The following is a 22,138-nucleotide window of genomic DNA, read 5'->3' on the forward strand; positions in this document are numbered from 1 at the left end:
CAAAGAAAAACGCAGCGTCTTGATGGCGCTGCGTTTTTCTTTGTGTGTATGTCTACTGCACTACGCCGCTGTCGTCAGTGGGTTTGGTTGCGGCCTGCACCTTCCAGCCGTCGTTCGTTAAAACGAGAACGGTGGTGGCTTGATTGGTTGCAGCGAGCGCTGTTGCGAGGCCGGGGAAGGCGTTTTGTGTTTCGGGGGCTTGCGCCCAGTCCTTCACGTCGCCGAGGGTGTAGGTGTAACTAACCGTGGTGGTGGTGCCAGGCTGCGTGCCGGAGTAGGTGTTGCTGAGAATGTCTTTCACGCGGCGATGCGCGTAGCAGAAGTTGCCGTAGCCGGGATTGTTGGGATCCGGTGTCCAGTTGGAGCGACCTTTGTCGGTGAGGTCATAGCTGTTGGCGGCTGTCTTGAGGACGAGCAGCTTTGTCTTTTCTACGGGTGTGCGCGAGAGCAAGCCTTGATCGACGAGTGCGTCGAAGGGGCGAATCTTGTCTGTGTCGTCCTGTGCGTGCTGTTGGGGAAGCTGAATCGGTTGTTTCCAAAGGCATTCCGGCCACTGATCGTAATAGTGATTGATGGCGGTCTTCAGGTTGCCGGTCTCATCCTTTGGGGTTTTGCAGCCGGTGACCGCAACGATGGTGATAACAGCAGCCGTAATGATGGAGCGAGATCCAAGGCGCATTCTGATCCAGTCTCAACTTTCCTGCCGACGCTTTCTGGATGGCGGCGGCCAGTGGGTTTGGATGCAATTGTGCGACGAAAAGCCTGTCCGTTTCCGTTTTCATCGTGCATTATGAGAGCCATGAATCTTCTACTGGTTGCGCTGCTCGGCGGGTGTTCAGGTTTGCGGACCTTCACACCTTTAGCGGTTTTGTGCTGGTTTGCGTGGCGAAACGTGATTCATTTCTCGGGATGGAGAAACTTTACGGCGTCGTTGATCACCGTGATTATCGTTACGGTGATTGCGCTGGGTGAGCTGATCAACGACAAGTTGCCCAAGACGCCTTCGCGATTGATCCCACCGCAACAGATTGCTCGCATGACGGCTGCCGGATTTGTGGGGCTGTTGGTGGCACAGCCGCTGCTGCTGTCGCCGATCCTCGCGATTGTGACTGGAGCGATTGGTGCGGTGGTGGGAACTTATACGGGATGGTTCGTTCGTTCACGTACCGTGGCGGCGCTGAAGTGCCCTGATCTTCCCATTGCTCTGTTGGAAGACGCTGTGGCGATTGGGTTGAGCATCACCTTCCTGCACCTGATTGCGGTACACAGCGTGCTGTTCCTTGGGAACCAGGGGATTGGATTCGGCAAGTAAGTTTTTTACGGCATAAGAAAAGCCCGCTCATGAATCATGAGCGGGCTTTTTGCTGCGAGTTTGTTTAGCAGTCGATGCCGGCGTCCTTCAGGCACTGCTTCAGGCCTGCCATGCTGATGCGGGTAGAGGATTCCTTGATCTCTGCCTTGGTGGTGCCGGGGCCAGAGTTCCAGTGCGTTTCGAGGCTGACGCCATAGCGGTAGCCGTCGCGCTTGAGAGCCTTCAACTGGCCAGTCCAATCGATGAGGCCCTTGCCCACGGGCTCCCATTGGAACGGACGCTTGCTGCCTTCGGGGTTACGCGAAACGGACTTCACGTGCATGTGGCCGATACGCTTCTTCGGCAGCGCGTTGTAATCGTCTGGATACGGAACATCGCCGGGGAACGAACCGGAGTTGCCGGGATCCCAGTTGAGCATGAGCGATGGGTTGGTTACGCGGGAGAGTGTCGCCGCTGCTTCCTTGCCGGAGCCTGTGTTGCAGGCCATTTCGTTCTCAAGGATGAGAACCATCTTCTGCTTGCCAGCGATCGTTGCGGCCTTGTCCAACGCTGCGTCCATGTCCTTGCGGAAGGGCGCGGCATCTTCAATACGCCAGAAGTCGAAGCAGCGGATGCGATCTGTGCCGAAGTTTCTTGCAGCGGCGATGGCGGCTTCCAGCAGTTCAAACTGATCGGAAAGGTCTTTGGGAATCTTGGTGGCATCTTTGGTGCCGCCATCCTTTGAGAGCGGCGCGCCGGGGAAATTGCTCTTGAAGAGCGGGGTGCCTGCGTCCGTGACCTTCAGGTTGTACTTGGCGAGAATCTTCTTCGCGTCTGCTGTTTCCTGCTCGTTCAGCTTCGTGATGTTCTTGCCGTTCACGTCGCGAACTTCAATCCACGACAGGCCGAAATCGTTGGCGGCGATGTGGCAGGAATGTTCGAAGTCCGAACCAATCTCATCGGCAATGACCGCGAGGCGGAAGGGACAGTTCTTCGCCTCAGCGCGCAGCGTTGCGGCGAACAGAGCGAACGAGCCAGTCGCAACAAACTGGCGGCGATTCAGATGCATTGGTAGGACCTCCTGAAGGGACGCTGCCATCTTAGCGCAAGCGTATGGCGACTTGTCGAAACAAGAAGCGCCAATTTCAGCGCACGTCGAGTGCGACAATCTCCGCTGGGCCTGCGATGCCGTCTTCCACGCTGGTGGTGAGTACCGCTTCAAAGTCGCGATCACGGTTGGCGCGACCGATACGGCGCTCTAACTCGCGTACATGTTCAGGGTTGGCGAGAAACTCCCCCGCTGCGGCAGTACCACTCATGCCGATGCCTGCTGCGATGAGGCACACGCTGCCGAGCGGTTCACAGTGGACGCGAGCGATGATGGCGTAATCGCGATTGATGGTGGTCATCTTGTCGCGCAGACGGATGCTCCACTGCTTATTGTTCGGGTCCTGACGGTCGCGGATGTAATACGACTCCTCATCGCTACCGGCGAAGCGATAACGCAATGGATCAATGAGTTTGAGGGTCCACTGGTTGGAGAGGCCACCGATGAAGATGGCTGGGCCTTCGCGCAGTTCGTTCAGGTTGGTACCCAGGTTCAGCCGGACGCGAACCGGGCGGTGCTGCTGCTCCACGACCGACTCCAGCTTCATCATGGCGATGACGTCAGAGAAGACGACGTTTTCGCCGATGACCTGGTGATCAAAGAAGGTGCCGGACGCGGGAAGGGTGGTGTCCGCCAGATCCATGGCGTGGGCGACGGCCTGCTCCGTGGTGTTTGCCCAGCCGGGGCCTTTGCGATGGACGCTCATGGGCAGGCAGTACGTAATTGGACCATCGGCGGCGAAAAGCGGTCGCCAGAGATCGTCCATGGGAGTGCTGCGCATGCGGTACCAGCCTGCGAAGCCTGCTCCGGCCAGAAGGACAAGCACGCCTGCCAGGACGGGCAATAGCCAATGACGCCGTGGAGGAGCGGACGCAGTTTCCAGAACGACCGGGGCGATCTGCGGCGCAGACGATGGCTCGGAGACTACCTCCGGTTCATGTTCGCGACCGGGAAGAAATTCCGGGATGTAGGAGCCGGGGGTGAGTTCGATCCGCAGCTCTGAGGCGTGCGCGTCTTCGTGGTAGTACTGCGCGATCCGCTTTCGAATCTCTGCGATGGTGACGCGGACGATTGGGTCGGAGGCGGTGTCATAGTCACTGGATCGTCCGAAGACGTCGATACCGAGAGTGCGCTCTTTGAGCTGGGGGCCACGGCCCTCGAGAGTCTCCTCGACGATGTAACCGAGCAGCGTGGGGTACCGTTTGCTGTTGCGGAAGTGACTGGATTGCAACAGACGGTCGAGTTGTGCGCGTACGCGGTCCTTCTCCTCAGCGGAGAGCGCTGCGATGGCGTGGGGGGTGGGGGAACTGGCCATAACTGCTTTCACTTCGAAACGACGAGGCCAAGAATAGGCCTTTTATCCTTGCGTTCGCAACTCTTTACCTCCTCTTAACCTGCCCTTTTGCTTCAAGCAGATACGGCGATTTACGCCTCCGTTCATACCCGAAGGCACTGACGGGTTGTTTTCCCGCGTGCCTAGACTCCGTGGGTTGTTAAGAACACCGTCTCCGCTGCCGTGAAAGGCGGTACGCCAAATCGCGGCAGTGGATGTGCCCACGCAAGAGCCCACACGAAGGCAAAGGATAACTATGAACCGCAACAGCAGTAATTTTTGGATGAGCCAGATGACGGCACCCGCGAGCATTGCGCGGGCCGCCGTCATACTTTCCGTACTGGGAGGCGCCGGTGTGGCGCATGCCCAATTGACGACAGCAGACATTATTGGGACCGTGACCGACGCCTCTGGCGCGGCAATGCCAAACGCAAGTGTCACGCTGAAGAGTCTTGCCACGAACCAAAGCCGCACGGCGACCACAGATGCCAGCGGCAACTACCTGTTTACCCTGCTGCAGCCGGGACACTACCGCATTACAGTGACCAGCAACGGATTCAAGTCCACCACGGTGACGGACCTGGGAGTGGAAGCCGGTGACCGTGCACGTTCTGACGTGAAGCTGGAACTGGGCAATGTGAACGAGACCGTCACAGTCGAAGCGCAGACTCCGCTGCTGCAGAGCGAGAACGCGACCGTCAGCTCAACCGTGACGGCGCAGAGCGTGCAGGACCTGCCGCTGAATGGCCGCAACTATGTACAGCTGGTGCAACTGGTTCCCGGAGCGAACGAAGGCCCCGGCAACGGTTTGACCAGCGGCGGCCGACCGGACGATCGTCGTCAGTCAAGCTCGTTCAGCGTGAACGGACAGGACGATACGCTGAACAACTTCATCATTGATGGCTTTGACAACAACGAGCGCGTGATTGGTACCAGCGGCGTTCGTCCGAATGTGGAAGGCATTCAGGAGATCACCGTTCAGACGAACAGCTATGCACCGGAAGCCGGACGTACGGCGGGTGGCGTGGTGAACATTGTTACGAAGAGCGGATCGAATACCTTCCACGGCAGCGCCTACGAATATCTTCGCAACGATGTCTTCGATTCGCGGCAGGTGTTGCAGACAACTGGCAGCAAGCCAGAACTACGGCAGAACCAGTTTGGTGGATCGATTGGTGGACGTATCTGGCGAGATCGGACGTTCTTCTTTGGTGACTATGAAGGCTTCCGCCAGGTGACTGGAGTCACCTATCAAAACACGGTGCCGACCATTGATGAGTACAACAACATCAACAGCATTGGCGGCGGCAGTCCGCAGGCGCTGGTGGCGCAGGGTGCGGGAACGCAGGGATATGCGATCAATCCGATTGCGTTGAACTACCTGAAGCTGTTCCCGGCACCGAATCGCGCGGGGTTAACGAACAACTACGTCATCAGCCCGAACAAGACACAGTTCAGCAATGTGTTTGATGTGCGTGTTGATCATCGTTTCAACGCGAGCAATCTGTTCTTTGGTCGTTACACGTACAACCATGTGGATTCGTTTACGCCGCCGGGGTTGGGTGTGGTGAACGGATTGGAAATCTCAGGTGGTCGCTATAACTTTTCCGGTCCTGCGACGAACGCGGCACAACAGTACGCCTTCGACTACACGCATATCTTTTCGCAGAACCTGCTGATGGATTTGAAGGCGGGGTATACGCGCATTAACAACCTGTCGTTGCCGCTGAACTATGGCAAGAACGCGGATACGACGGTGGGCTTTGGTCCGAATATGAACTTCAGCCAGTACTCGAATGTGTTGACGCCGATTCAGTTTGGTCCGTTCAACGACATTGGTGATGGCGCGTACGTTCCGCTGCAGGACATTGACAACACGTTCCAGTACAGCGGGGCGGTGAGTTGGACGAAGGGCAATCACAATGTGAAGTTTGGGGCGGGGCTTATCCGCAGACAGGCTCGCAATGTACAGAGTGCGTTTCCTGCAGGCCAGTATGGCTTTGGTCTGATCAGCGACAACGTTCCGGGCAATCAGAAGAAGCAGCAGGACAATCAACTGGCCAGTTCGCTGGTGGGTGCGTTCTCGTCTGCGAGCCGCAACTATGACCTGGTGCCACCTGACTATCGTTCGTGGGAGCCGAGCTTCTTCGCACAGGATAGCTGGAAGGCGACGCCCAATCTGACGGTGATCTATGGCGTTCGGTATGACCTGTTCACGCCGTTCACGGAAGCGCATGGTCGGATTTCAAACTTTGACTTCGACCAGGCGAAGACGCTGAACGCCACGAACATTGCGCAGGCGCTGAAGGTGCCGGGGCAGAACGGTGTGGGCGGTACGGCAGGCATTGGGACCGACTACAGCAATGTGGCTCCACGACTGGGTTTCTCTTGGTCTGTGTCGCCGAATACGGTGCTGCGTGGTGGCTATGGTCTGAGCTACTTCCCGGGCAACTACACGTCGAACGCTGATCTGAAGAATGCGCCGTTTGTTTCGGTGTATTCGCCGAACTGCGTGTCGTCGATCGGCTATCAGATTCAGGCGTCGCAGGGCGTTGCTCCTACGGCGACGAATCCGGATTGCGGCACGGTACCGGGTGCTTATCCGACGTTCAGCCAAGGCTTGCCGCTGCCGGTGGCGCAGACGATCAACTCGCCGGGGCTTAGCTTCATTGCGGAGTCGACGAAGTTCCGGTCTGCAATGATTCAGCAGTTCAACCTGCAGGTGCAGCAGCAGTTTGGCGCCAATGTGTTCACGATTGGTTATGTGGGCAACCTGGGCCAGCACCTGCCGCAGACGATCAACGACATCAACGTGCCGAAGCCGGGTAACAGCGTGAGTGGCGGTGCTTCGAGTGCGCGTCCGCTGAGCGCTGCTCTGCCGAACCTGGCGGGTGTGGGATGGATGTTGAGCGAAGGCGTGTCGAACTACAACTCGTTGCAGACGAGCTTCCAGAGGCGTTTTGTGAAGGGGCTGTCGTTTGACGCGAACTACACCTGGGCGAAGGGCATGAACGATGTGACCGGCTTCAGCCAGGAGGGTGCGCAGGGTGCTTACAACGCCGATCCCACGAACATTCGGAACATTGACTATGGCATTGCGGAAAACGATATTCAGAACCGCTTTGCTCTGTCGTTGAACTACCAGTTCTGGGCAGGACACCAGTTTGGCAATGCGTTGGAGCGGGTCGCGTTCGGTGGATGGCAGATGAACACGATCAGCGTATGGCAGACGGGTAAACCGTTCTCCATCCTGAACAACACGTCGGCAGGCGGCTATAACAACCGCGCTACGCCGATCAACAACGGCGGCACCGACCGTCCGAACCTGATTGGCGATCCGCGCGCGGGTGGTCAGAGCTTTGCGCACTGGTTCAACACGGCGGCGTTTGCGCCACAGCCGCTGGGAACCGTGGGTAACGTGCAGCGCAATTCGCTGTTTGGACCCCACTTCCGCCACGTGGATCTGTCGCTGTTCAAGGACTTCGCGGTGACGGAGCGCGCCAAGATTCAGTTCCGCGCCGAGGCGTTCAACATTTCGAACACTCCGAGCTGGATCATTAGCCAGGGCAGCGGCAATGTGCAGCTTGGCAACACGGCTTTCGGCACGGTAACGGCAGTGGACCCCAATTACACGCCACGCCTGATCCAATTTGCGCTGAAGCTCAACTTTTAACTTCGGAACGCGGTCCCAATCCGTATTGGAAGACAAGAAAACATAAACGTAGTGCCTCCTGCCGGACAGCTAATCACTGTCCGGCGATTTTCTTTCAGGAGGCGGTTGTTTTGGATTTGAATATGCAGGCGGACCTGTAAGCCGGATTCTGTCCACGCACCATCTCTGCTCTCGCTCGGACTTCTGCGCTGAACGATCATTCCTCTAGGCCGCGCATTACTGCGGGGCTCCAGCAACCTACCCGCGAGTCTGGCGCACCGGGCCGGCACGCATCACGCACGCGAACGTGCGATCTTCCCGCCTATTTGGTCTTGCTCCGTGTGGGGTTTACCATGCCGCCTGCATTACTGCCTGCGCGGTGCGCTCTTACCGCACCTTTTCACCCTTACCGCGATTGCTCGCGGCGGTATCTTCTCTGTGGCACTGGCCGTCTCGTCGCCTTCAAGCGCCGATCCCGGGCGTTACCCGGCACACTGCCCCTTGGAGTCCGGACTTTCCTCCCCTGCTGCAACAAACGTGCGTGCAGCAGCAGCGATCGTTCGATCCACCTGCATTCACTTCAGTGTACGCCGGTTTTCATTCTTGAACGTTTTGTTTACTGATCGGCGATGAGGCGAATTAGTCCTTGCCCAGCTCGATGGAGAGAGAGATTTCGCGATCCGGTTTGCGATCAAATTTGCTCATCTCCTGCGTTTTTGAGCGTTGGCCCCGGAAGGTGGCCCAAACGCGGTAGTCGGCGTCGGGGCGGAGGTTGCGGAAGTGGTAGGTTCCGCGTTCATCCGTGACGTAGCTCTGGATGACGAGCGTGTCTTCTGCCTCAATCTGGACGACGGCTCCGCGCAGAGGCTCCCTGCTGCCATCTGTAACCGCCCCGCTGACGCTGCGCAGCGGATTGCGCGTAATCTGCGCCCTGATTCCAACGAATGCAGCCGGAAGTGCCGCCAGAACGATCGCAGACGTGACCATGCGTCGGATGAGCCTGCGGCGGACAACGGATTTAAATGCCATGCAGCTTCACCTCGATACTGGGAACGGCGGACTTAATAAGTATCGCGGCAATTTGCCAGCAATGAATGTTCGTCATGCCAGTGTGACGCTATTTGAAGGATCAGAGGAAACGTCGATCATGCGCCGTGCCGTGGTCGGCAACAGAAATTTGGATGCGCAGAAGATTGGCACAAAGATTTTTTTGTTAACAATGCCCTGCTTTTTGGTGCCGGAATGGCTCTGGTCTGCACCAGAAGAGGTGCAGGGTGCGATGAACGACACCTCTTGTAAATTCATGGACTCGCTCCGGCTATCCCCGTTCCCCTATAATCGTCTTTCAGTCATACGGGATTGCGGGCCGTGCGAAAGGGAGCCGCGGGCCGCCGTGTGTATCCGAGTTTCATGGGCAGTGAGGGTGTTGTTATCAAAACCGTAGAACAGGGCGTTGCAAACGTCCCAGAGCATCAGCCAAGACAAGAGCGGTTCTCCTCACTTCATCGTTTGATCGGAGTTAGTCGCGCCATCGGCAGCCGTGGAACCACAGGGCTGGCTGCCGCCGCAGTATTACTTTGCGGCACCGCGACCACAGGAATCGCCAAGGCGCAGGCAGCACCAGCTCCTGCCGCATCTGCAGGCACGGGAGAAATCCTTTGCGCACCGCAGGTGGTCGGCAACCGGCGCTATCCGAAGGAATCGATCATTGCGCGTCTTTTCTCGCGGCAGGGTTCGCAGTATGACCCGGCGACCGTGGAACGCGATTTCAACTCGCTGTGGAACTCCGGCTTCTTTGAGTCCGTGCAGATTGAAAAGGCCGAAGGCAGTGGCTGCACCCAGCTGATTGTCTATGTGCGCGAAAAGCCCACTATTGGCGAAATCAATTACAAGGGCCTGAACGCGGTCACCGTCTCTGACGTGCTGGAACGCGATAAGAAGGCCAAGGTCGGCGTCTCTGTCGAGAGCCAGTACGACCCCACCAAGATCAAGCGCAAGGAAGTGATCCTGAAGCAGCTTCTGGCCGAGCACGGCCACCAGTTTGCTACCGTGCGCACGGAAGTGAAGACGATTCCGCCGGCACGTGTTGCGGTGACCTTCATTGTGAAGGAAGGCCCGACCGTTAAGGTTGGCAAGATCGGCTTCAAGGGTAACGAGCGCATCAACAGCCGCACACTGCGCGCTGCGATGAAGAACTCAAAGCCCATTGGTATTCCGCACTCCATCATCCTGGAAGACCTGTTTGCGCGCACGTTTGACGCAACCAAGCTGGACGAGGACGTGGAGCGCGTGCGCATGGTTTACCGTGAGCGCGGCTACTTCAAGGTGCAGCCGGGCGAACCGCTGACCAAGGTACGCGACAGCGGTGGGTTCAACATCTTCACGATGCACCCGACCCACGGCAAGCGCATTGACATTGAGATTCCGTTGGAAGAAGGCTCCCGCTACAAGCTGGAAGCCATCAAGTTCACCGGCTACGACAAGACTGTTGTAAACACGAATGCGCTGCGTGCGCAGTTTGCAGAGAAGGATGGCGATTACTTCAACGCCACCGTCTTCGGCAAGGGTCTGGAAAATCTTCGTAAGGCGTATGGCTCGCTCGGCTTCATCAACATGGCCGCTGTTCCCACGCCGACCTTTGATGAGCAGAAGAAGACCATTACGCTGACCATCGACATTGATGCCGGTAAGCGTTTCTATGTGTCGCGCATTGAGTTCAGCGGCAACACCATTACGCGTGACCGCGTGATCCGCCGCGAACTGATGCTGGAAGAAGGTCAGCAGTACAACAACCAGGCATGGGAAAACTCCATCCTGCGTTTGAACCAGCTGAACTACTTCGAAACACTGAAGGCCGACCAGGACAGCGAAACCCGCACCAACAACGACGAAGGCACGGTTGACCTGCTGCTGAAGCTGAAGGAAAAGGGCAAGAACTCCATCGGCTTGAACGGCGGTCTGTCTGGTCTGAGCGGTTCGTTCATCGGTTTGAACTACGAGACGAACAACTTCCTTGGTTTGGGTGAAACGCTCTCAGTCGTAGCGAACATCGGCGATCTGTCGCGTAACCTGACCTTCGGCTTTACGGAGCCGTATCTGCGCAACAAGCCGATCTCGGTTGGCTTCCAGGTGTTTGCGCAGAAGTACGATTACAACCCGGCGAAGAGCTATGCAGCTGCGGGTGCGAGCCAGAACCTGAGCAACGCGCAGCAGTCGCTGCTGACGAACTATAACCAGTCCAGCACTGGTCTGACGTTGTCGGCATCCACGCCGCTGCGCCATGTGTTCAAGCATGCGGTTGGCATTACGCGTGTGGGTGTTTCGTATGCGCTGTCGCGTTCGAACATCACGACCTTTAACGAGAACACCCGCAACGTGTTTGAAACGCTGAACTATCGCAGCGGTCTGCAGACATCGAATGCGCTGGGCGGCATCATCTCGTCGATCATTACGCCTTCGTTCACGTACTCTTCGGTGGATCGTGCGGCTGGTCCTCACTCCGGACGCGACTTCAACCTGGCAATCCAGGTGGCTGGTGCGGGCGGTAACGTGAAGTACTTCTCGCCCGTGGCATCGTTCCGCCAGTTCTACCCGATGAAGGGTCTGCGGATTAACCGCGAAGGCCACAACGTGCTGGGTATGCGTGCACAGTTGGCACACGTGGAAGGCTTTGGCGGACAGGTTGCTCCTCCGTTTAACCGTGTATACGGTGGCGGCGAAAGCGATATCCGCGGCTTCGATATCCGTTCGGCAACACCGTACGTGTTCATTCCGACGCGCGTGCAGTTCAACCTGACGAACCCGGATGGTTCCACGGTTCCACGTGATCCTTCGAACAACACGCTGGGCAACGCACAGATTCCGTTGCCGATCTACCGCCTGGTGACGGTGGGTGGCGATACGTCGTTCACGGGCAATCTGGAATACCGTATCCCGATCGTTTCGCAGGTCACGTTCGCGTTCTTCACGGACTTCAACCTGACGTTCAACGCGGTTCCGAGCCAGTTGCAACAGAGCGTGCTGGGTGCGGCTTCACTGTCGAGCCCGCTGTATGGTTGCAGCAACTTCGTCAACGGCGCCTGCACCGGCGGCAAGCAGTTGAGCTTCCCGACGCGTCTGCAGACAGCACCGGGCACGAACTTTGTGCCGCGTATGTCAAACGGTGTGGAGTTCCAGGTGGTGCTGCCGATCGTGAATGCGCCGTTCCGCCTGTTCTACGCGTATAACCCGCTGCGCCTGTACGAGACGCTGCCGCAGAAGCTGGCTACGGATGCAGCTACCTTCCAGAGCTTCTTCCCGAACTCCGCTGCTGGCCGCTACACCTACGCACAGGCACTGCAGTTCTATGGTGCGGACTACATTCTGCGCGAACCGCGTAAGACACTTCGTCTGAGCGTCAGCACAACGTTCTAAACGAAACAAACAAGTAACAACGAAGGGGATGCGATGATCGCATCCCCTTCGTGTTTTGCTCCTAGCGACACGAAGGTCTGCCTAACGCTGTGCTATCGTGATCGTCGCTTTGCCGGGGAGTGTTTGTATGTTGTTGAAGCGTGTTTGGGTGGCTTGTGTGGCCCTGTTATTTCCTTGCACCTTGCTGCTGGCGCAAGCTGCGCCGACCGTGAAGACGACGCAGGGAGATGCGTCGGGTAAGTGGATTCGCAACGGTTCGCAGAAGGCGTTTCTTGGACTGCCGTATGCCGCGCCTCCTGTGGGCGATCTGCGTTGGAAGGCGCCGCAACCGCCTGCGCGCTGGAGCGGCGTGCGTGACGCGACGAAGTTTGGTGCGCGTTGCGAGCAGTGGCATGTGTGGGACGACTACATTTTTCAGGATGCCGGGCCTTCGGAAGATTGCCTGTTCCTGAATGTCTACACGCCGGCAAAAGCGAAGGCGACCAGCAAGCTGCCGGTAATGGTGTGGATCCATGGCGGAGGCTTTATTGCTGGTGCGGGATCTGAGCCTCGGTACTCGGATTCGCCGCTGGTGGATCGTGGCGTGGTGCTGGTGACCCTGAACTATCGGCTGGGTGTGTTTGGCTTTCTTGCGACGAATGACCTAGCGAAAGAGAACGGTGGTCATGCGGGCAACTATGGCTTGATGGACGTGGTGGCCGCGCTGCAGTGGGTGAAGGCGAACATTGGTGCGTTCGGCGGCGATGCCGGGAACGTGACGATCTTTGGTGAGAGTGCCGGGTCGTTTGCGGTGAGTGCGCTGACCGTTACGCCGAGTGCGCATGGGCTGTTCCACAAATTCATTGGTGAGAGTGGTGCGTTGTTTAACGGCGCTATCCCTATGGGCACGATGGATCAACGCGGCAAGCGCGATCAGATGTGGGCTGACTCTACCGGTGCAAAGAGTCTTGCAGACTTGCGCGCTATGCCTGCAGACAAGGTTCTGGACTCAGTAAAAAACAGCCGAGGCGCTGGCTTTTCGCCGGTGCAGGATGGAGTGTTTCTTCCGGAGTCGTTGGCGGACGCTTATGCTGCGGGGCATCAGGCGCATGTGCCTGCCATCATTGGCTGGAATCATGATGAACGCACTGGCACGCTTAGCAAGGACATGACTGCGGTGAAGTGGAAAGCTTATGCGACGGAACACTATGGCGCGCGTGCAGATGAATTTTTGAAAGCCTTTCCGGGTGATACGGACGAGCAGGCTATTCGTTCTGCGGACGATCTGACGACTGCGCAGTTCATTGCGCTGGCCCCTTGGAAGTGGGCGGAGGCGGATGTGGCGACGGGCAAGGTGCCGGTCTATCGTTATCGCTTTGATCAGCTGTCACCGGCGGAACGGCTTCATCCTTTGCCGAGAGCCTTCCATTCAGCGGAGCTAGAGTATGTCTTTGGCACGCAGGATGTGCGGCAGGGTGCGACGTGGAAGCCTGAGGCGCGGACGCTGAGCATGCAGATGATGGATTACTGGACGAACTTTGCGAAGACTGGCGATCCGAATGGGAGGGGTCTGCCGAAGTGGCCTCGTTATGACCAGGACAAGGCTGTGATTCATCTGGACAGCACGATTACTGCTGGCCCGGATAGCACTCGCGCGGAGTTTGAGTTTTTGACGAGCGCTGAGGCGAAGCACTAAGCCACTGCTATGCAGAAAAGGGGAGGCGCGATGACTGCGCCTCCCCTTTTGTTTGGTTTGTCTTAGCGGTTGACCAGGGCCTGGAAGCTGGCGGGGTAGCGTTCGCCTTGTACCTCAATGTCCTTGAGGGCGCTTTCGATCTGGCTGAGGTCGGCTGCGGTAAGGTCCACGTTGGCTGCGCCGAGGTTTTCCTGCAGGCGCGAGATCTTCGTGGTTCCGGGGATGGGGACGATCCATGGCTTCTGTGCGAGGAGCCATGCCAGTGCGATCTGCGCGCGGGTTACGCCCTTTTCGTCAGCGAGGGTGCCGAGGGTGTCCACCAGCTTCTGGTTGGCCTTGCGGTTTTCTTCGCTGAAGCGTGGGACGATCTTGCGGAAGTCGCCGTCGGGGAACTGCTGCTCCTGCGAGATGGCGCCGGTGAGGAAGCCCTTGCCGAGCGGGCTGAAGGGCACAAAGCCGATGCCGAGTTCTTCCAGCGTGGGAATGATTTCCTTTTCCGGCTCGCGCCACCACAGGGAGTACTCGCTTTGCAGTGCTGTTACGGGCTGCACGGCGTGTGCTTTGCGGATGGCGGCAGCTCCCGCCTCAGACATTCCGAAGTGAAGTACCTTGCCGGTGGCGATGAGTTCTTTCACAGCGCCTGCAACATCTTCAATGGGCACGTTGGGATCGACACGATGTTGGTACAACAGGTCGATACGGTCGGTGCGAAGGCGCTTGAGTGCTGCTTCAACATAGGCGCGGACGTTTTCCGGGCGGCTGTCCGTTCCAGCGGTGGAGACGCCCCCTTTAAAGCCGAACTTGCTGGCGATGACGACCTTGTCGCGGACGGACTGCAGCGCTTCGCCTACGAGTTCTTCGTTGGCGAATGGGCCGTATGCCTCTGCCGTATCGAAGAAGGTGACGCCGCTGTCATAGGCGGTGCGCAGGATGTGCAGAGCTTCTGTCTTGTCCGTGGCCGGGCCAAGACCGAAGCTGAGGCCCATGCAGCCGTAGCCGAGCGCGGAGACTTTCAGATTCTTTCCGAGTGTGCGTGTTTTCATGTTGGGGACTCCATGATGCCGTGAAGAGATGGATGGGACGGGCGGGATTGCCGTGGCCCAGCGCAAGATTTGTTTTCATCCTAGGCCTAAGGATTGCTCCAGAAAAAGGGGTCTACGCGGGTTGGAGTTATGCACTATATTCATGAATCATGCGGGATGAACTTCAAGCCCTGGCAGCGTTTGCTGCCGTTGCGGAGGAACGAAGCTTTACACGGGCCGCGGCGAGACTGCGGATTTCGCAGTCGGCACTGAGCCACAGTGTTCGTGGTTTGGAGAAACGGCTTGGTGTGCAGTTGCTGGCGCGGACGACTCGATCTGTGGCGCCCACGGCTGCGGGCGAAGCCGTGTTGCGCGAGGTGCAGCCTGCGTTGGAACGCATTGCGCGTTCGCTGACGGAGGCGCAGCAACAACGTGACCGCCCTGCTGGACGGTTGCGGCTTCTGGTGTCACGCAGTGCGGCGCAGGTGGTGCTGATGCCGAAGCTGAAGGAATTCACCGAGGCCTACCCGGACATTACGCTGGACATCACTACGTCCAACGACCGCGCCGAACTGGTGGCTGGCGGCTATGACGCAGGCATTCAGATTGGGGAGTTCATCCAACGCGACATGATTGCGGTGCGCGTGAGCGATGATCTGCGGCTGGCCGTGGTTGGATCGCCCAGCTACTTTACAACGCACTCCAAGCCGCGCACGCCACGCGATCTGAAAGACCACATCTGCCTTGCGTTTCGTTTCAGCACCGGCATCTATCGGTGGGAATTTGAGAAGGGGCGACGCGCCATTACTTTTCTGCCTGAGGGTCCGCTGGTTTTCGATGACAGCGACCTGTTGATGCAGTGTGTGGAGCGTGGAGTCGGCATCAGCATGGCGATGGAGACGCTTGCGCGCGAACGCCTTGCCGATGGGCGGTTGGTGGAATTGATGCGCGACTGGTGCCCGGTGTTTCCGGGCTACTTTCTCTACTATCCCAGTCGCCACAACCAACCCGCGGCTTTGACTGCGTTAATCCGCACGCTGCGGATGCCATCGCAAGTTTCTGCTTAGTCTTTGCCGTCGCGGAAGTACGTGAAGAGTGTGTTCAACGCCTCTGATTTTGTGGGGTGCGCGAAGATGCCTTCACGCAACGCTGTGTATGGCAGTCCGCCCATCATGGCGATCTGCAACTGCGCCGCGACTTCGCCACCATCGACACCGAGGATGGTGGCGCCGAGAATCTGCTTGGTTTCTGGATCGACGAGCGCCTTCATCATGCCGCGTGACTCGTCCATTTCGAGAGCGCGCGCCATCCACTTCATGGGAATCGATGCGACGCGCACTTCTCTGCCCTGCTTCTTCGCATCGGCTTCATTCAGGCCGAAGCGCGCGAGCTCCGGATCAGTGAACATGCAATAGGTAAGCAGACGATCTTTGATGGAGACGTTGCCGCCCTGCAGGAGATTGTTGCGGAGGACACGGAAGTCGTCATACGAGATATGTGTGAAGGCGGGCCCGCCTTTGACGTCGCCCATGGCCCAGATGTTTTTTGCGGACGTTTCAAGGCGATCGTTCACTTCAATGTGACCGGACTTGTTCTGCTTTACACCGACGCGATCGAGATGCAACGGTTCGACGTTGGGTACGCGGCCTATGGCGACGAGAAGATGTGTTCCCTTCAAAACGATGGGGCCATCATCTGTGACAAGGTCTAACGTGATGTTGCCTGCCGAACCGGAAGCGCGAGAGACAGCGGAACAGGTAAGGATTTCAAGGCCGTCTTCTATGAGGATGTCGCGAAGGCATTGGGCAATGTCATCGTCTTCATGTTGTGCGATGCGTTCGCCGCGTTCGATGACGGTGACCTTCGAACCGAAGCGAAGGTACATTTGCGCAAATTCCAACGCGATGTAACCGGCACCCAGCACCAGCAGACGTTCCGGCACTTCTTTCAGTTCCAGCATGGCTGTGCTGTCGAGGAAGGGCAGGCTGGTGAGGCCTTCCACGTTGTCGGGGATGTGTGGGCGCTCGCCGGTGTTCAGGAAAACTCTGCTGGCGGTGATGGTTTCCGATCCACCATCATTCAATGTGACGTCGATGCGATACGTGCCATCGCCGGGCTGCTGTTCCGCGAACGATGCCTGGCCCATGAGCAGTGCGCTGTTCTCGCTGGTGGAGAGAGCCTTTGCGATGTTATTGCGGGAAGGCAATAGAACGGCCTGCTTGCGCTCGTAGACCTTTTCAAGGTCGATGGTGATGTTGCCTGTGTGCACACCAAAGTCCGCACCACGACGCGCGAGATAGGCCGTGCGCGCGGAGGCATCCACGGTCTTCGATGGCGTGCAGCCGTCGTTGACGCAGGTGCCGCCGGTATAGCGGCGCTCGATGACGGCAGTTTGCCAGCCGTGCTTTGCCGTGGCTTTTGCGAAAGGGTTGCCGCCCTGCCCGGAGCCAATGATCACCGCATCAAAATGCCGCTCTGCCATGTGAGGAGTTCTCCCGCGTACTTGGATGCAGGATACGCCGCGAACAATTCATTGCAGAAAAACCTCATTGGCAGAAAAGCCCCGTCCGCATATGTTTCGCGGACGGGGCTTTCGATTGCCGATAAATTGTTCGTTTAGCTTGCGAATGCTGCTTCCGGCTCTGCCAGGCTTGCAGGCTGACGCAGCCAGCCGTAGAGCGGGAAGTTCTCTGCCAGTTCGCTGACCTGACCGTGAAGCTGTGCGAGCTTCGCGTCGTCGTTCCGGTTCTCCAGAGCTTCGCCGATCCACTTAGCGATCTGGCGCATTTCCGCTTCCTTCATGCCGCGGGTGGTGAGCGCGGGTGTGCCGAAGCGAACGCCGGAGGGCTTGAGCGGCGGGTTGGTGTCGTACGGGATGGCGTTCTTGTTAACGGTGATGCCTGCCTTGCCGAGCGCTGCTTCTGCCTCAGAACCGAGGATGTCCTTGGCGAAGACGTCGACCAGCAGCAAGTGCGTATCCGTGCCACCAGAAACGATGCGGTAGCCTTCGCCGGCCAGTGCCTCTGCAAGTGCCTTGGCATTTGCGACGGTCTGCGCGGCGTAGGTCTTGAACTCAGGCTGCAGAGCTTCTTTGAACGCGACAGCCTTGGCAGCGACGATGTGCATCAGCGGTCCGCCCTGCTGGCCGGGGAAGACGGAACGATCGAGAGCCTGCGCAAACTCCTGCTTGCAGAGAACCATGCCTGCACGGGGTCCGCGGAGGGTCTTGTGCGTGGTGGTGGTGACGACGTGTGCGTGCGGTACGGGCGACGGGTGCGCTCCGCCTGCAACCAGACCGGCGAAGTGTGCCATGTCGATCATCAAGTAAGCACCGACCGAGTCGGCAATGGCGCGCATGCGCTCAAAGTCCCACTGGCGGGGATATGCCGAACCGCCGCCCACGATGACCTTGGGCTGTTCCTTCTTGGCGAGCGCTTCGAGCTCGTCGTAATCGACGGTCTCAGTGTCCTTACGGACCTGATAGCCCACGATGCGGTACAGCTTGCCGCTGAAGTTGAGCTTGTGGCCGTGGGTGAGATGGCCGCCGTGTGCGAGATCGAGGCCGAGGACGGTGTCGCCCGGGTTGATGAGCGTCATGTATGCGGCGGCATTGGCCTGCGAGCCGGAGTGCGGCTGTACGTTCGCGTGGTCTGCGCCGAAGATCTGCTTGGCGCGCTCGCGGGCGATGTTCTCCACCACGTCTGCGTTTTCGCAGCCACCGTAATAACGCTTGCCGGGATAGCCTTCGGCGTACTTGTTGGTGAAGACCGTTCCTGCGGTCTCAAGCACAGCGCGAGAGACGAAGTTCTCCGACGCGATCATCTCCAATCCGTCGTGCTGGCGCACTGCCTCCAGGGCAATCTGTTCTGCAATCTCTGGATCGGACAGGGCTAGAGGAGCCTCAAAATCGATAGGCATCGGGAAACTTTCCTTTCAGGCGAGTGGCGCGGGGAGGCGCAGCAACATCATTATTTCATCTCTTCGAAGTTAGGCATCCCTTTACACGATCGAGCCATCGTATCCCCCAAACGTGCTATCTACATACCACCTTAGTGGAATCACAGTTCGGTCTTAAATGCATGACCGTAAAGACATGAGAGGCAGCAAATGACGCTTCTCTAAGAATTGAGATTCTCCTAATGCACGGTATTTTAGTGGCAGCTGTTTTTCTTGGAATGCTCATACTCCCCTGCCTGATCGCAATGCGTCACAGCGACCGGGAACAGGAACTTAACTAGCCTTATTCGCTCGCACGAACTGACTTTTCTATCCATCCGTTCAAACGGAACGGTATATCTGCGCAACCTCAACAAATAAAGCTCCAGCCGAACGATTCGCCGAGAGAGCGGAGGCCGCCCCAATGACCCTTCTTATACTTGCCAGCATGGCGCTAGGCGCCGTGGTATTTCCTTGTGTTGTCGCATTTGTCTGCATGCCGCAGGACGATGGCCGACACCTCTAACGTTTCAAAAGCTACCGATTCCTTTATTCGCGGATGAGCTTGCCCTGCTTCAAACGGAAGCGTTCCCCACGCCACAAAACATCTTCACCGGCATAGCTCCAAGCCCATAGCAGCAGACCGAAACAGTCGCGCAGGGGCAGCAACCAAAGATCGCGGAAGATCTGTCCGTCACGCAGGATTCCTGCGCCCATGGACAGTGCTACCGCAACACGTGCCAGCAAGACCAACGAAAGCAGGGTGAAGCTAGGCAGCGCAAAGCCGCTGGCGATGACGTTTGCCAGCGCCCAGGGCAGTGCGTAGCTAAGGCAGAGGCCAAGGTAGCCGAGCCTGCGGGCGTCGCGGACGCCGCGTGCCCAGCGCAGTTGGTGCTCCCAGAAGTTTTGGAAGGTGTACTGCGGAACCGCGGTGCTGACCACCTCTGGCGACAGCACGACACGCATGCCTGCCTTGTGGACGCGAACACCCAGTTCGTAGTCGTCTGCCAGCATGTCCAGCAGTGGTTCGAAGCCGCCGATGCGGTCGAGCGTTTCGCGTTTGAGTGCCAATGTGCTGCCGAGGCCGAAGCGTACGCCGCGATCTAACAGCCGCGCTGTGAGTACGCCGGGCAGGAAGTCTGTGCTGATGCCCAGCGATTCGAGACGCGCCCAGAGGGTTGGCTTGGTTGCGGTGCGTCCGAGGTAGGGCGCGGTAACCATGCCGGTGTTGGGCTGGGAGAGATCGGCGATGATGCGGGTGAGATATTCGCTGGATACGACGATGTCTGCGTCGTTAATGATCAGGACTTCGCCCAGCGTGTGCGGCACCATTTGCAGCAACGTGCTTACTTTGCCATTGGTACCAAGACGCTGGCCGCAGGGAACGGTGCGGATGATTGCCTGCGGATGGGCGGCGCGCAGCTTTTCGATTTCGGCTAAGACGTCTTCATCGTCCGGGTCAGAGAGGCCGAGCAGAAGCTCGTAGCGGCCACCGTAATTCTGCGTGCAGTGGCTGGCGAAGGCGTCGTAACGGCCGGGGTCCCATCCCTTGATGGGCTTCAGGATGCTGACGGTGGGAAGTACCCCCGGGGGCGCGGATACAGGTTCGCGACGGAACGACCGTGCCGCAAGGAGGGCGATCATCAGGAACGCAAGGCCGGCCAGCGTGAGTAGCGTGGTGACGAGGGTGATAGCTTCTGCAACGGTCACCTTTCCAGTGTATCGAGTGACGCGGATAACATGGTTTCCATGCCGCGCATGACTTTGTCCGCCGCCCTGTTGATTGCTTCACTCATTCCCTGTGCCAACGCGCAAACCTATCGCGTGGGCGATGCCAAGATTCGCGCTGAAATTGCCGTGAGCAACGGGCATGTGCAGTCGTTGACGATTCATGACGGATTGCATCCTCACACGGTCGCATTCGCTGCTCCCTTTCGCGTGACGCTGGCCGATGGCACCGGCTACTCCTCAAGCGACATGGTGTTGGAGGGCAAGGTTTCTCCGATTACGCTTGCTGCGCATCCCAATGGTTCGCGCATGGCGGAACGCACGGTGACGCGTGGTGTGGAGGCGCATCTGCATTCGGCGGATGGACGGATTCGTGTGGATTGGAAAGTGTTGAGTACTGCCAGCAACTATCTGCGCGAAACAGTGACGCTGACAGCGGCGAAAGATGACTTGCCGATTCGCACCGTGGAGTTGCTGCACTGGAACGATGCCGGTGCGAAGGTGGTTGGCACGGTGAAGGGTTCGCCGATTGTCTCCGGCAATATGTTCTTCGGGTTTGAACATCCGTTGAGCGAGAGCGCGGTGAAAGATGGCGTGGCATCGGCATGGATGACGCGTACGTTGCCGCTGAAGCAGGGACAGTCGATTACGTATTCGGCTGTGTTCGGCACGACACGCGAAGGACAGATGCGCCGCGATTTTCTTGCGTACGTGGAGCGGGAGCGTGCGCATCCGTATCGCACGTTTCTGCACCCGAACTCCTGGTATGACCTGGGCTATTTCACTCCGTACGACGAAGCGACGGCGCTGAACCACATTGATGCGTTTGGAAAAGAACTGCATGACAAACGCGGTGTAACGCTGGACAGCTATCTGTTCGATGACGGATGGGACGATCACACATCACTGTGGCATTTTCATCCGAAGGATTTCCCAAACGGCTTCACCAAGGTGCGTGAGGAGACTGCGAAGTTTGGATATGCGCCCGGTGTGTGGATGAGTCCGTGGGGCGGTTACAGTAAGCCCAAGAAAGACCGCGTGAACTATGGCCGTGAACAGGGCTACGAAATTGTTGATAACGGTTTCGCGCTCTCAGGGCCGAAGTATTACGAACGCTTCAGGGAAGTGTGCCTGGAGATGGTGCGCAAGTATGGCATCAATCAGTTCAAGTTTGACGGCACTGGCAATGCCGACCGTGTGTTTCCCGGTAGCGCATTTGATTCTGACTTCGCAGCGGCGCTTGCGTTGATTGAAGATCTGCGTAAAGAGAAGCCGGATATCTACATCAACCTGACCACAGGCACCTATCCTTCACCGTTCTGGCTACGCACCGCGGACAGCATTTGGCGCGGTGGTGAAGATGATGACTTTGCGGGTGTGGGCAATTGGCGCGAGAAGTGGATTACGTATCGCGATGCGGACACGTATCAGCGCGTGGTGCAGGCGGGTCCGCTGTTTCCGCTGAATTCGTTGATGCTGCATGGCATCATCTACGCGGAGAAACATAAGAAGCTGAACGTGGAATATGGCGAGAGCTTCCACAATGAAGTACGCAGCTACTTTGGCACGGGAACGCAGTTGCAGGAGTTGTACATTACGCCGTCGTTGCTCTCGCAGCAGAACTGGGATGATCTTGCGGAAGCTGCGAAGTGGTCGCGTGCGAATGCGGATGTGTTGAAGGACACGCACTGGGTTGGCGGCGATCCGGTGAAACTACAAGTGTATGGATGGGCTGCATGGTCTGCGAAGAAGTCGATCCTGACGCTGCGTAATCCTAGCGATAAGCCGCAGAGCATCACGCTGGATGTGGCGAAGGTGCTGGAAGTTCCGAAGGGGCAGGCTGCATCGTTTACAGCCCAGAGTCCGTGGAAGAAGGATGCTTCTTCTGCTGCGGCGATCAGTGGTGAACACACGTTTGCTCTGCAGCCGTTTGAAGTGAAGACTGTGGTGCTTACACCGAAGCACTAAAGACGAACGGGG

General features: G+C 58.0%; 14 protein-coding genes and 1 other RNA gene. 6 read left to right on the plus strand and 9 right to left on the minus strand.

Features of this window, described 5'->3' with window-relative positions; genetic code table 11:
* Nucleotides 1-52 precede the first annotated feature (52 nt).
* Nucleotides 53-679: a hypothetical protein gene (locus BLT38_RS16100; protein ID WP_083346104.1), complete on the minus strand. Its 627-nt coding sequence runs from the start codon at nt 677-679 to the stop codon at nt 53-55.
* A gap of 120 nt (nt 680-799) precedes the next feature.
* Here BLT38_RS16100 and BLT38_RS16105 point away from each other — a divergent pair, with 120 nt between their 5' ends.
* Entirely contained in the window at nt 800-1,312 is a 513-nt protein-coding gene (locus BLT38_RS16105) for a DUF4126 family protein (RefSeq protein WP_083346105.1), read from the plus strand.
* A 64-nt stretch (nt 1,313-1,376) separates the two neighbouring features.
* Here the strand turns inward: BLT38_RS16105 and BLT38_RS16110 are convergent, their stop codons facing one another.
* Nucleotides 1,377-2,360 carry a sugar phosphate isomerase/epimerase family protein gene (locus tag BLT38_RS16110; RefSeq protein WP_083346106.1) on the minus strand — a complete coding sequence of 328 codons (984 nt, stop codon included), beginning with the start codon at nt 2,358-2,360 and terminating at the stop codon, nt 1,377-1,379.
* Nucleotides 2,361-2,436: 76 nt separating this feature from the next.
* Complete coding sequence (locus BLT38_RS16115) at nt 2,437-3,714, minus strand: hypothetical protein (RefSeq protein WP_083346107.1); 1,278 nt, start codon at nt 3,712-3,714, stop codon at nt 2,437-2,439.
* A 301-nt stretch (nt 3,715-4,015) separates the two neighbouring features.
* Between BLT38_RS16115 and BLT38_RS16120 the strand changes: the two genes are divergently transcribed.
* The gene (locus tag BLT38_RS16120) at nt 4,016-7,405 is read left to right on the plus strand and encodes a TonB-dependent receptor (RefSeq protein WP_231966564.1); all 3,390 of its coding nucleotides are present in this window, start codon (nt 4,016-4,018) and stop codon (nt 7,403-7,405) included.
* Nucleotides 7,406-7,526: 121 nt separating this feature from the next.
* On the opposite strand, the gene rnpB is transcribed toward BLT38_RS16120, so the two are convergent.
* Both rnpB and BLT38_RS16130 read right to left on the minus strand, forming a co-directional pair.
* Nucleotides 7,527-7,956: RNase P RNA component class A (gene rnpB, locus BLT38_RS16125), an RNA gene on the minus strand.
* 67 nt (nt 7,957-8,023) lie between these two features.
* Nucleotides 8,024-8,413: a carboxypeptidase-like regulatory domain-containing protein gene (locus tag BLT38_RS16130; protein ID WP_083346109.1), complete on the minus strand. Its 390-nt coding sequence runs from the start codon at nt 8,411-8,413 to the stop codon at nt 8,024-8,026.
* A 381-nt stretch (nt 8,414-8,794) separates the two neighbouring features.
* Between BLT38_RS16130 and bamA the strand changes: the two genes are divergently transcribed.
* Both bamA and BLT38_RS16145 read left to right on the plus strand, forming a co-directional pair.
* The gene (gene bamA, locus BLT38_RS16140) at nt 8,795-11,797 is read left to right on the plus strand and encodes an outer membrane protein assembly factor BamA (protein ID WP_083346111.1); all 3,003 of its coding nucleotides are present in this window, start codon (nt 8,795-8,797) and stop codon (nt 11,795-11,797) included.
* Nucleotides 11,798-11,924: 127 nt separating this feature from the next.
* Entirely contained in the window at nt 11,925-13,472 is a 1,548-nt protein-coding gene (locus tag BLT38_RS16145; protein ID WP_083346112.1) for a carboxylesterase/lipase family protein, read from the plus strand.
* Between the two features lie 62 nt (nt 13,473-13,534).
* On the opposite strand, the gene BLT38_RS16150 is transcribed toward BLT38_RS16145, so the two are convergent.
* Nucleotides 13,535-14,515: an aldo/keto reductase gene (locus tag BLT38_RS16150; protein WP_083346113.1), complete on the minus strand. Its 981-nt coding sequence runs from the start codon at nt 14,513-14,515 to the stop codon at nt 13,535-13,537.
* A 149-nt stretch (nt 14,516-14,664) separates the two neighbouring features.
* Between BLT38_RS16150 and BLT38_RS16155 the strand changes: the two genes are divergently transcribed.
* A complete protein-coding gene (locus BLT38_RS16155) occupies nt 14,665-15,561 on the plus strand; it encodes a LysR family transcriptional regulator (protein ID WP_083346114.1) in 897 nt (298 codons plus the stop codon).
* Here the strand turns inward: BLT38_RS16155 and BLT38_RS16160 are convergent.
* The 3 genes from BLT38_RS16160 to hpnI all read right to left on the minus strand — a co-directional run bounded on the left by BLT38_RS16160 (nt 15,558) and on the right by hpnI (nt 20,140).
* Entirely contained in the window at nt 15,558-16,976 is a 1,419-nt protein-coding gene (locus BLT38_RS16160) for a mercuric reductase (RefSeq protein ID WP_083346115.1), read from the minus strand. The genes BLT38_RS16155 and BLT38_RS16160 overlap by 4 nt on opposite strands.
* Nucleotides 16,977-17,110: 134 nt before the next feature.
* The gene (gene glyA, locus BLT38_RS16165; RefSeq protein ID WP_083346116.1) at nt 17,111-18,412 is read right to left on the minus strand and encodes a serine hydroxymethyltransferase; all 1,302 of its coding nucleotides are present in this window, start codon (nt 18,410-18,412) and stop codon (nt 17,111-17,113) included.
* 567 nt (nt 18,413-18,979) lie between these two features.
* Entirely contained in the window at nt 18,980-20,140 is a 1,161-nt protein-coding gene (gene hpnI / locus BLT38_RS16170; protein ID WP_083346117.1) for a bacteriohopanetetrol glucosamine biosynthesis glycosyltransferase HpnI, read from the minus strand.
* Nucleotides 20,141-20,179: 39 nt separating this feature from the next.
* On the opposite strand from hpnI, the gene BLT38_RS16175 reads away from it, so the two are divergent.
* Nucleotides 20,180-22,126 carry an enterotoxin gene (locus BLT38_RS16175; RefSeq protein ID WP_156785166.1) on the plus strand — a complete coding sequence of 649 codons (1,947 nt, stop codon included), beginning with the start codon at nt 20,180-20,182 and terminating at the stop codon, nt 22,124-22,126.
* Nucleotides 22,127-22,138 lie beyond the last annotated feature (12 nt).

This window comes from Terriglobus roseus, assembly GCF_900102185.1.
GTDB classification, from domain to species: domain Bacteria; phylum Acidobacteriota; class Terriglobia; order Terriglobales; family Acidobacteriaceae; genus Terriglobus; species Terriglobus roseus_A.

What these genes read in the sequence shown, in the direction of transcription:
- BLT38_RS16100 (WP_083346104.1), bottom strand. Translation starts at nt 679, where the DNA reads ATGCGCCTTGGATCTCGCTCCATCATTACGGCTGCTGTTATCACCATC.
- BLT38_RS16105 (WP_083346105.1), top strand. Translation starts at nt 800, where the DNA reads ATGAATCTTCTACTGGTTGCGCTGCTCGGCGGGTGTTCAGGTTTGCGG.
- BLT38_RS16110 (WP_083346106.1), bottom strand. Translation starts at nt 2,360, where the DNA reads ATGCATCTGAATCGCCGCCAGTTTGTTGCGACTGGCTCGTTCGCTCTG.
- BLT38_RS16115 (WP_083346107.1), bottom strand. Translation starts at nt 3,714, where the DNA reads ATGGCCAGTTCCCCCACCCCCCACGCCATCGCAGCGCTCTCCGCTGAG.
- BLT38_RS16120 (WP_231966564.1), top strand. Translation starts at nt 4,016, where the DNA reads ATGAGCCAGATGACGGCACCCGCGAGCATTGCGCGGGCCGCCGTCATA.
- BLT38_RS16130 (WP_083346109.1), bottom strand. Translation starts at nt 8,413, where the DNA reads ATGGCATTTAAATCCGTTGTCCGCCGCAGGCTCATCCGACGCATGGTC.
- bamA (WP_083346111.1), top strand. Translation starts at nt 8,795, where the DNA reads ATGGGCAGTGAGGGTGTTGTTATCAAAACCGTAGAACAGGGCGTTGCA.
- BLT38_RS16145 (WP_083346112.1), top strand. Translation starts at nt 11,925, where the DNA reads ATGTTGTTGAAGCGTGTTTGGGTGGCTTGTGTGGCCCTGTTATTTCCT.
- BLT38_RS16150 (WP_083346113.1), bottom strand. Translation starts at nt 14,515, where the DNA reads ATGAAAACACGCACACTCGGAAAGAATCTGAAAGTCTCCGCGCTCGGC.
- BLT38_RS16155 (WP_083346114.1), top strand. Translation starts at nt 14,665, where the DNA reads ATGCGGGATGAACTTCAAGCCCTGGCAGCGTTTGCTGCCGTTGCGGAG.
- BLT38_RS16160 (WP_083346115.1), bottom strand. Translation starts at nt 16,976, where the DNA reads ATGGCAGAGCGGCATTTTGATGCGGTGATCATTGGCTCCGGGCAGGGC.
- glyA (WP_083346116.1), bottom strand. Translation starts at nt 18,412, where the DNA reads ATGCCTATCGATTTTGAGGCTCCTCTAGCCCTGTCCGATCCAGAGATT.
- BLT38_RS16175 (WP_156785166.1), top strand. Translation starts at nt 20,180, where the DNA reads ATGCCGCGCATGACTTTGTCCGCCGCCCTGTTGATTGCTTCACTCATT.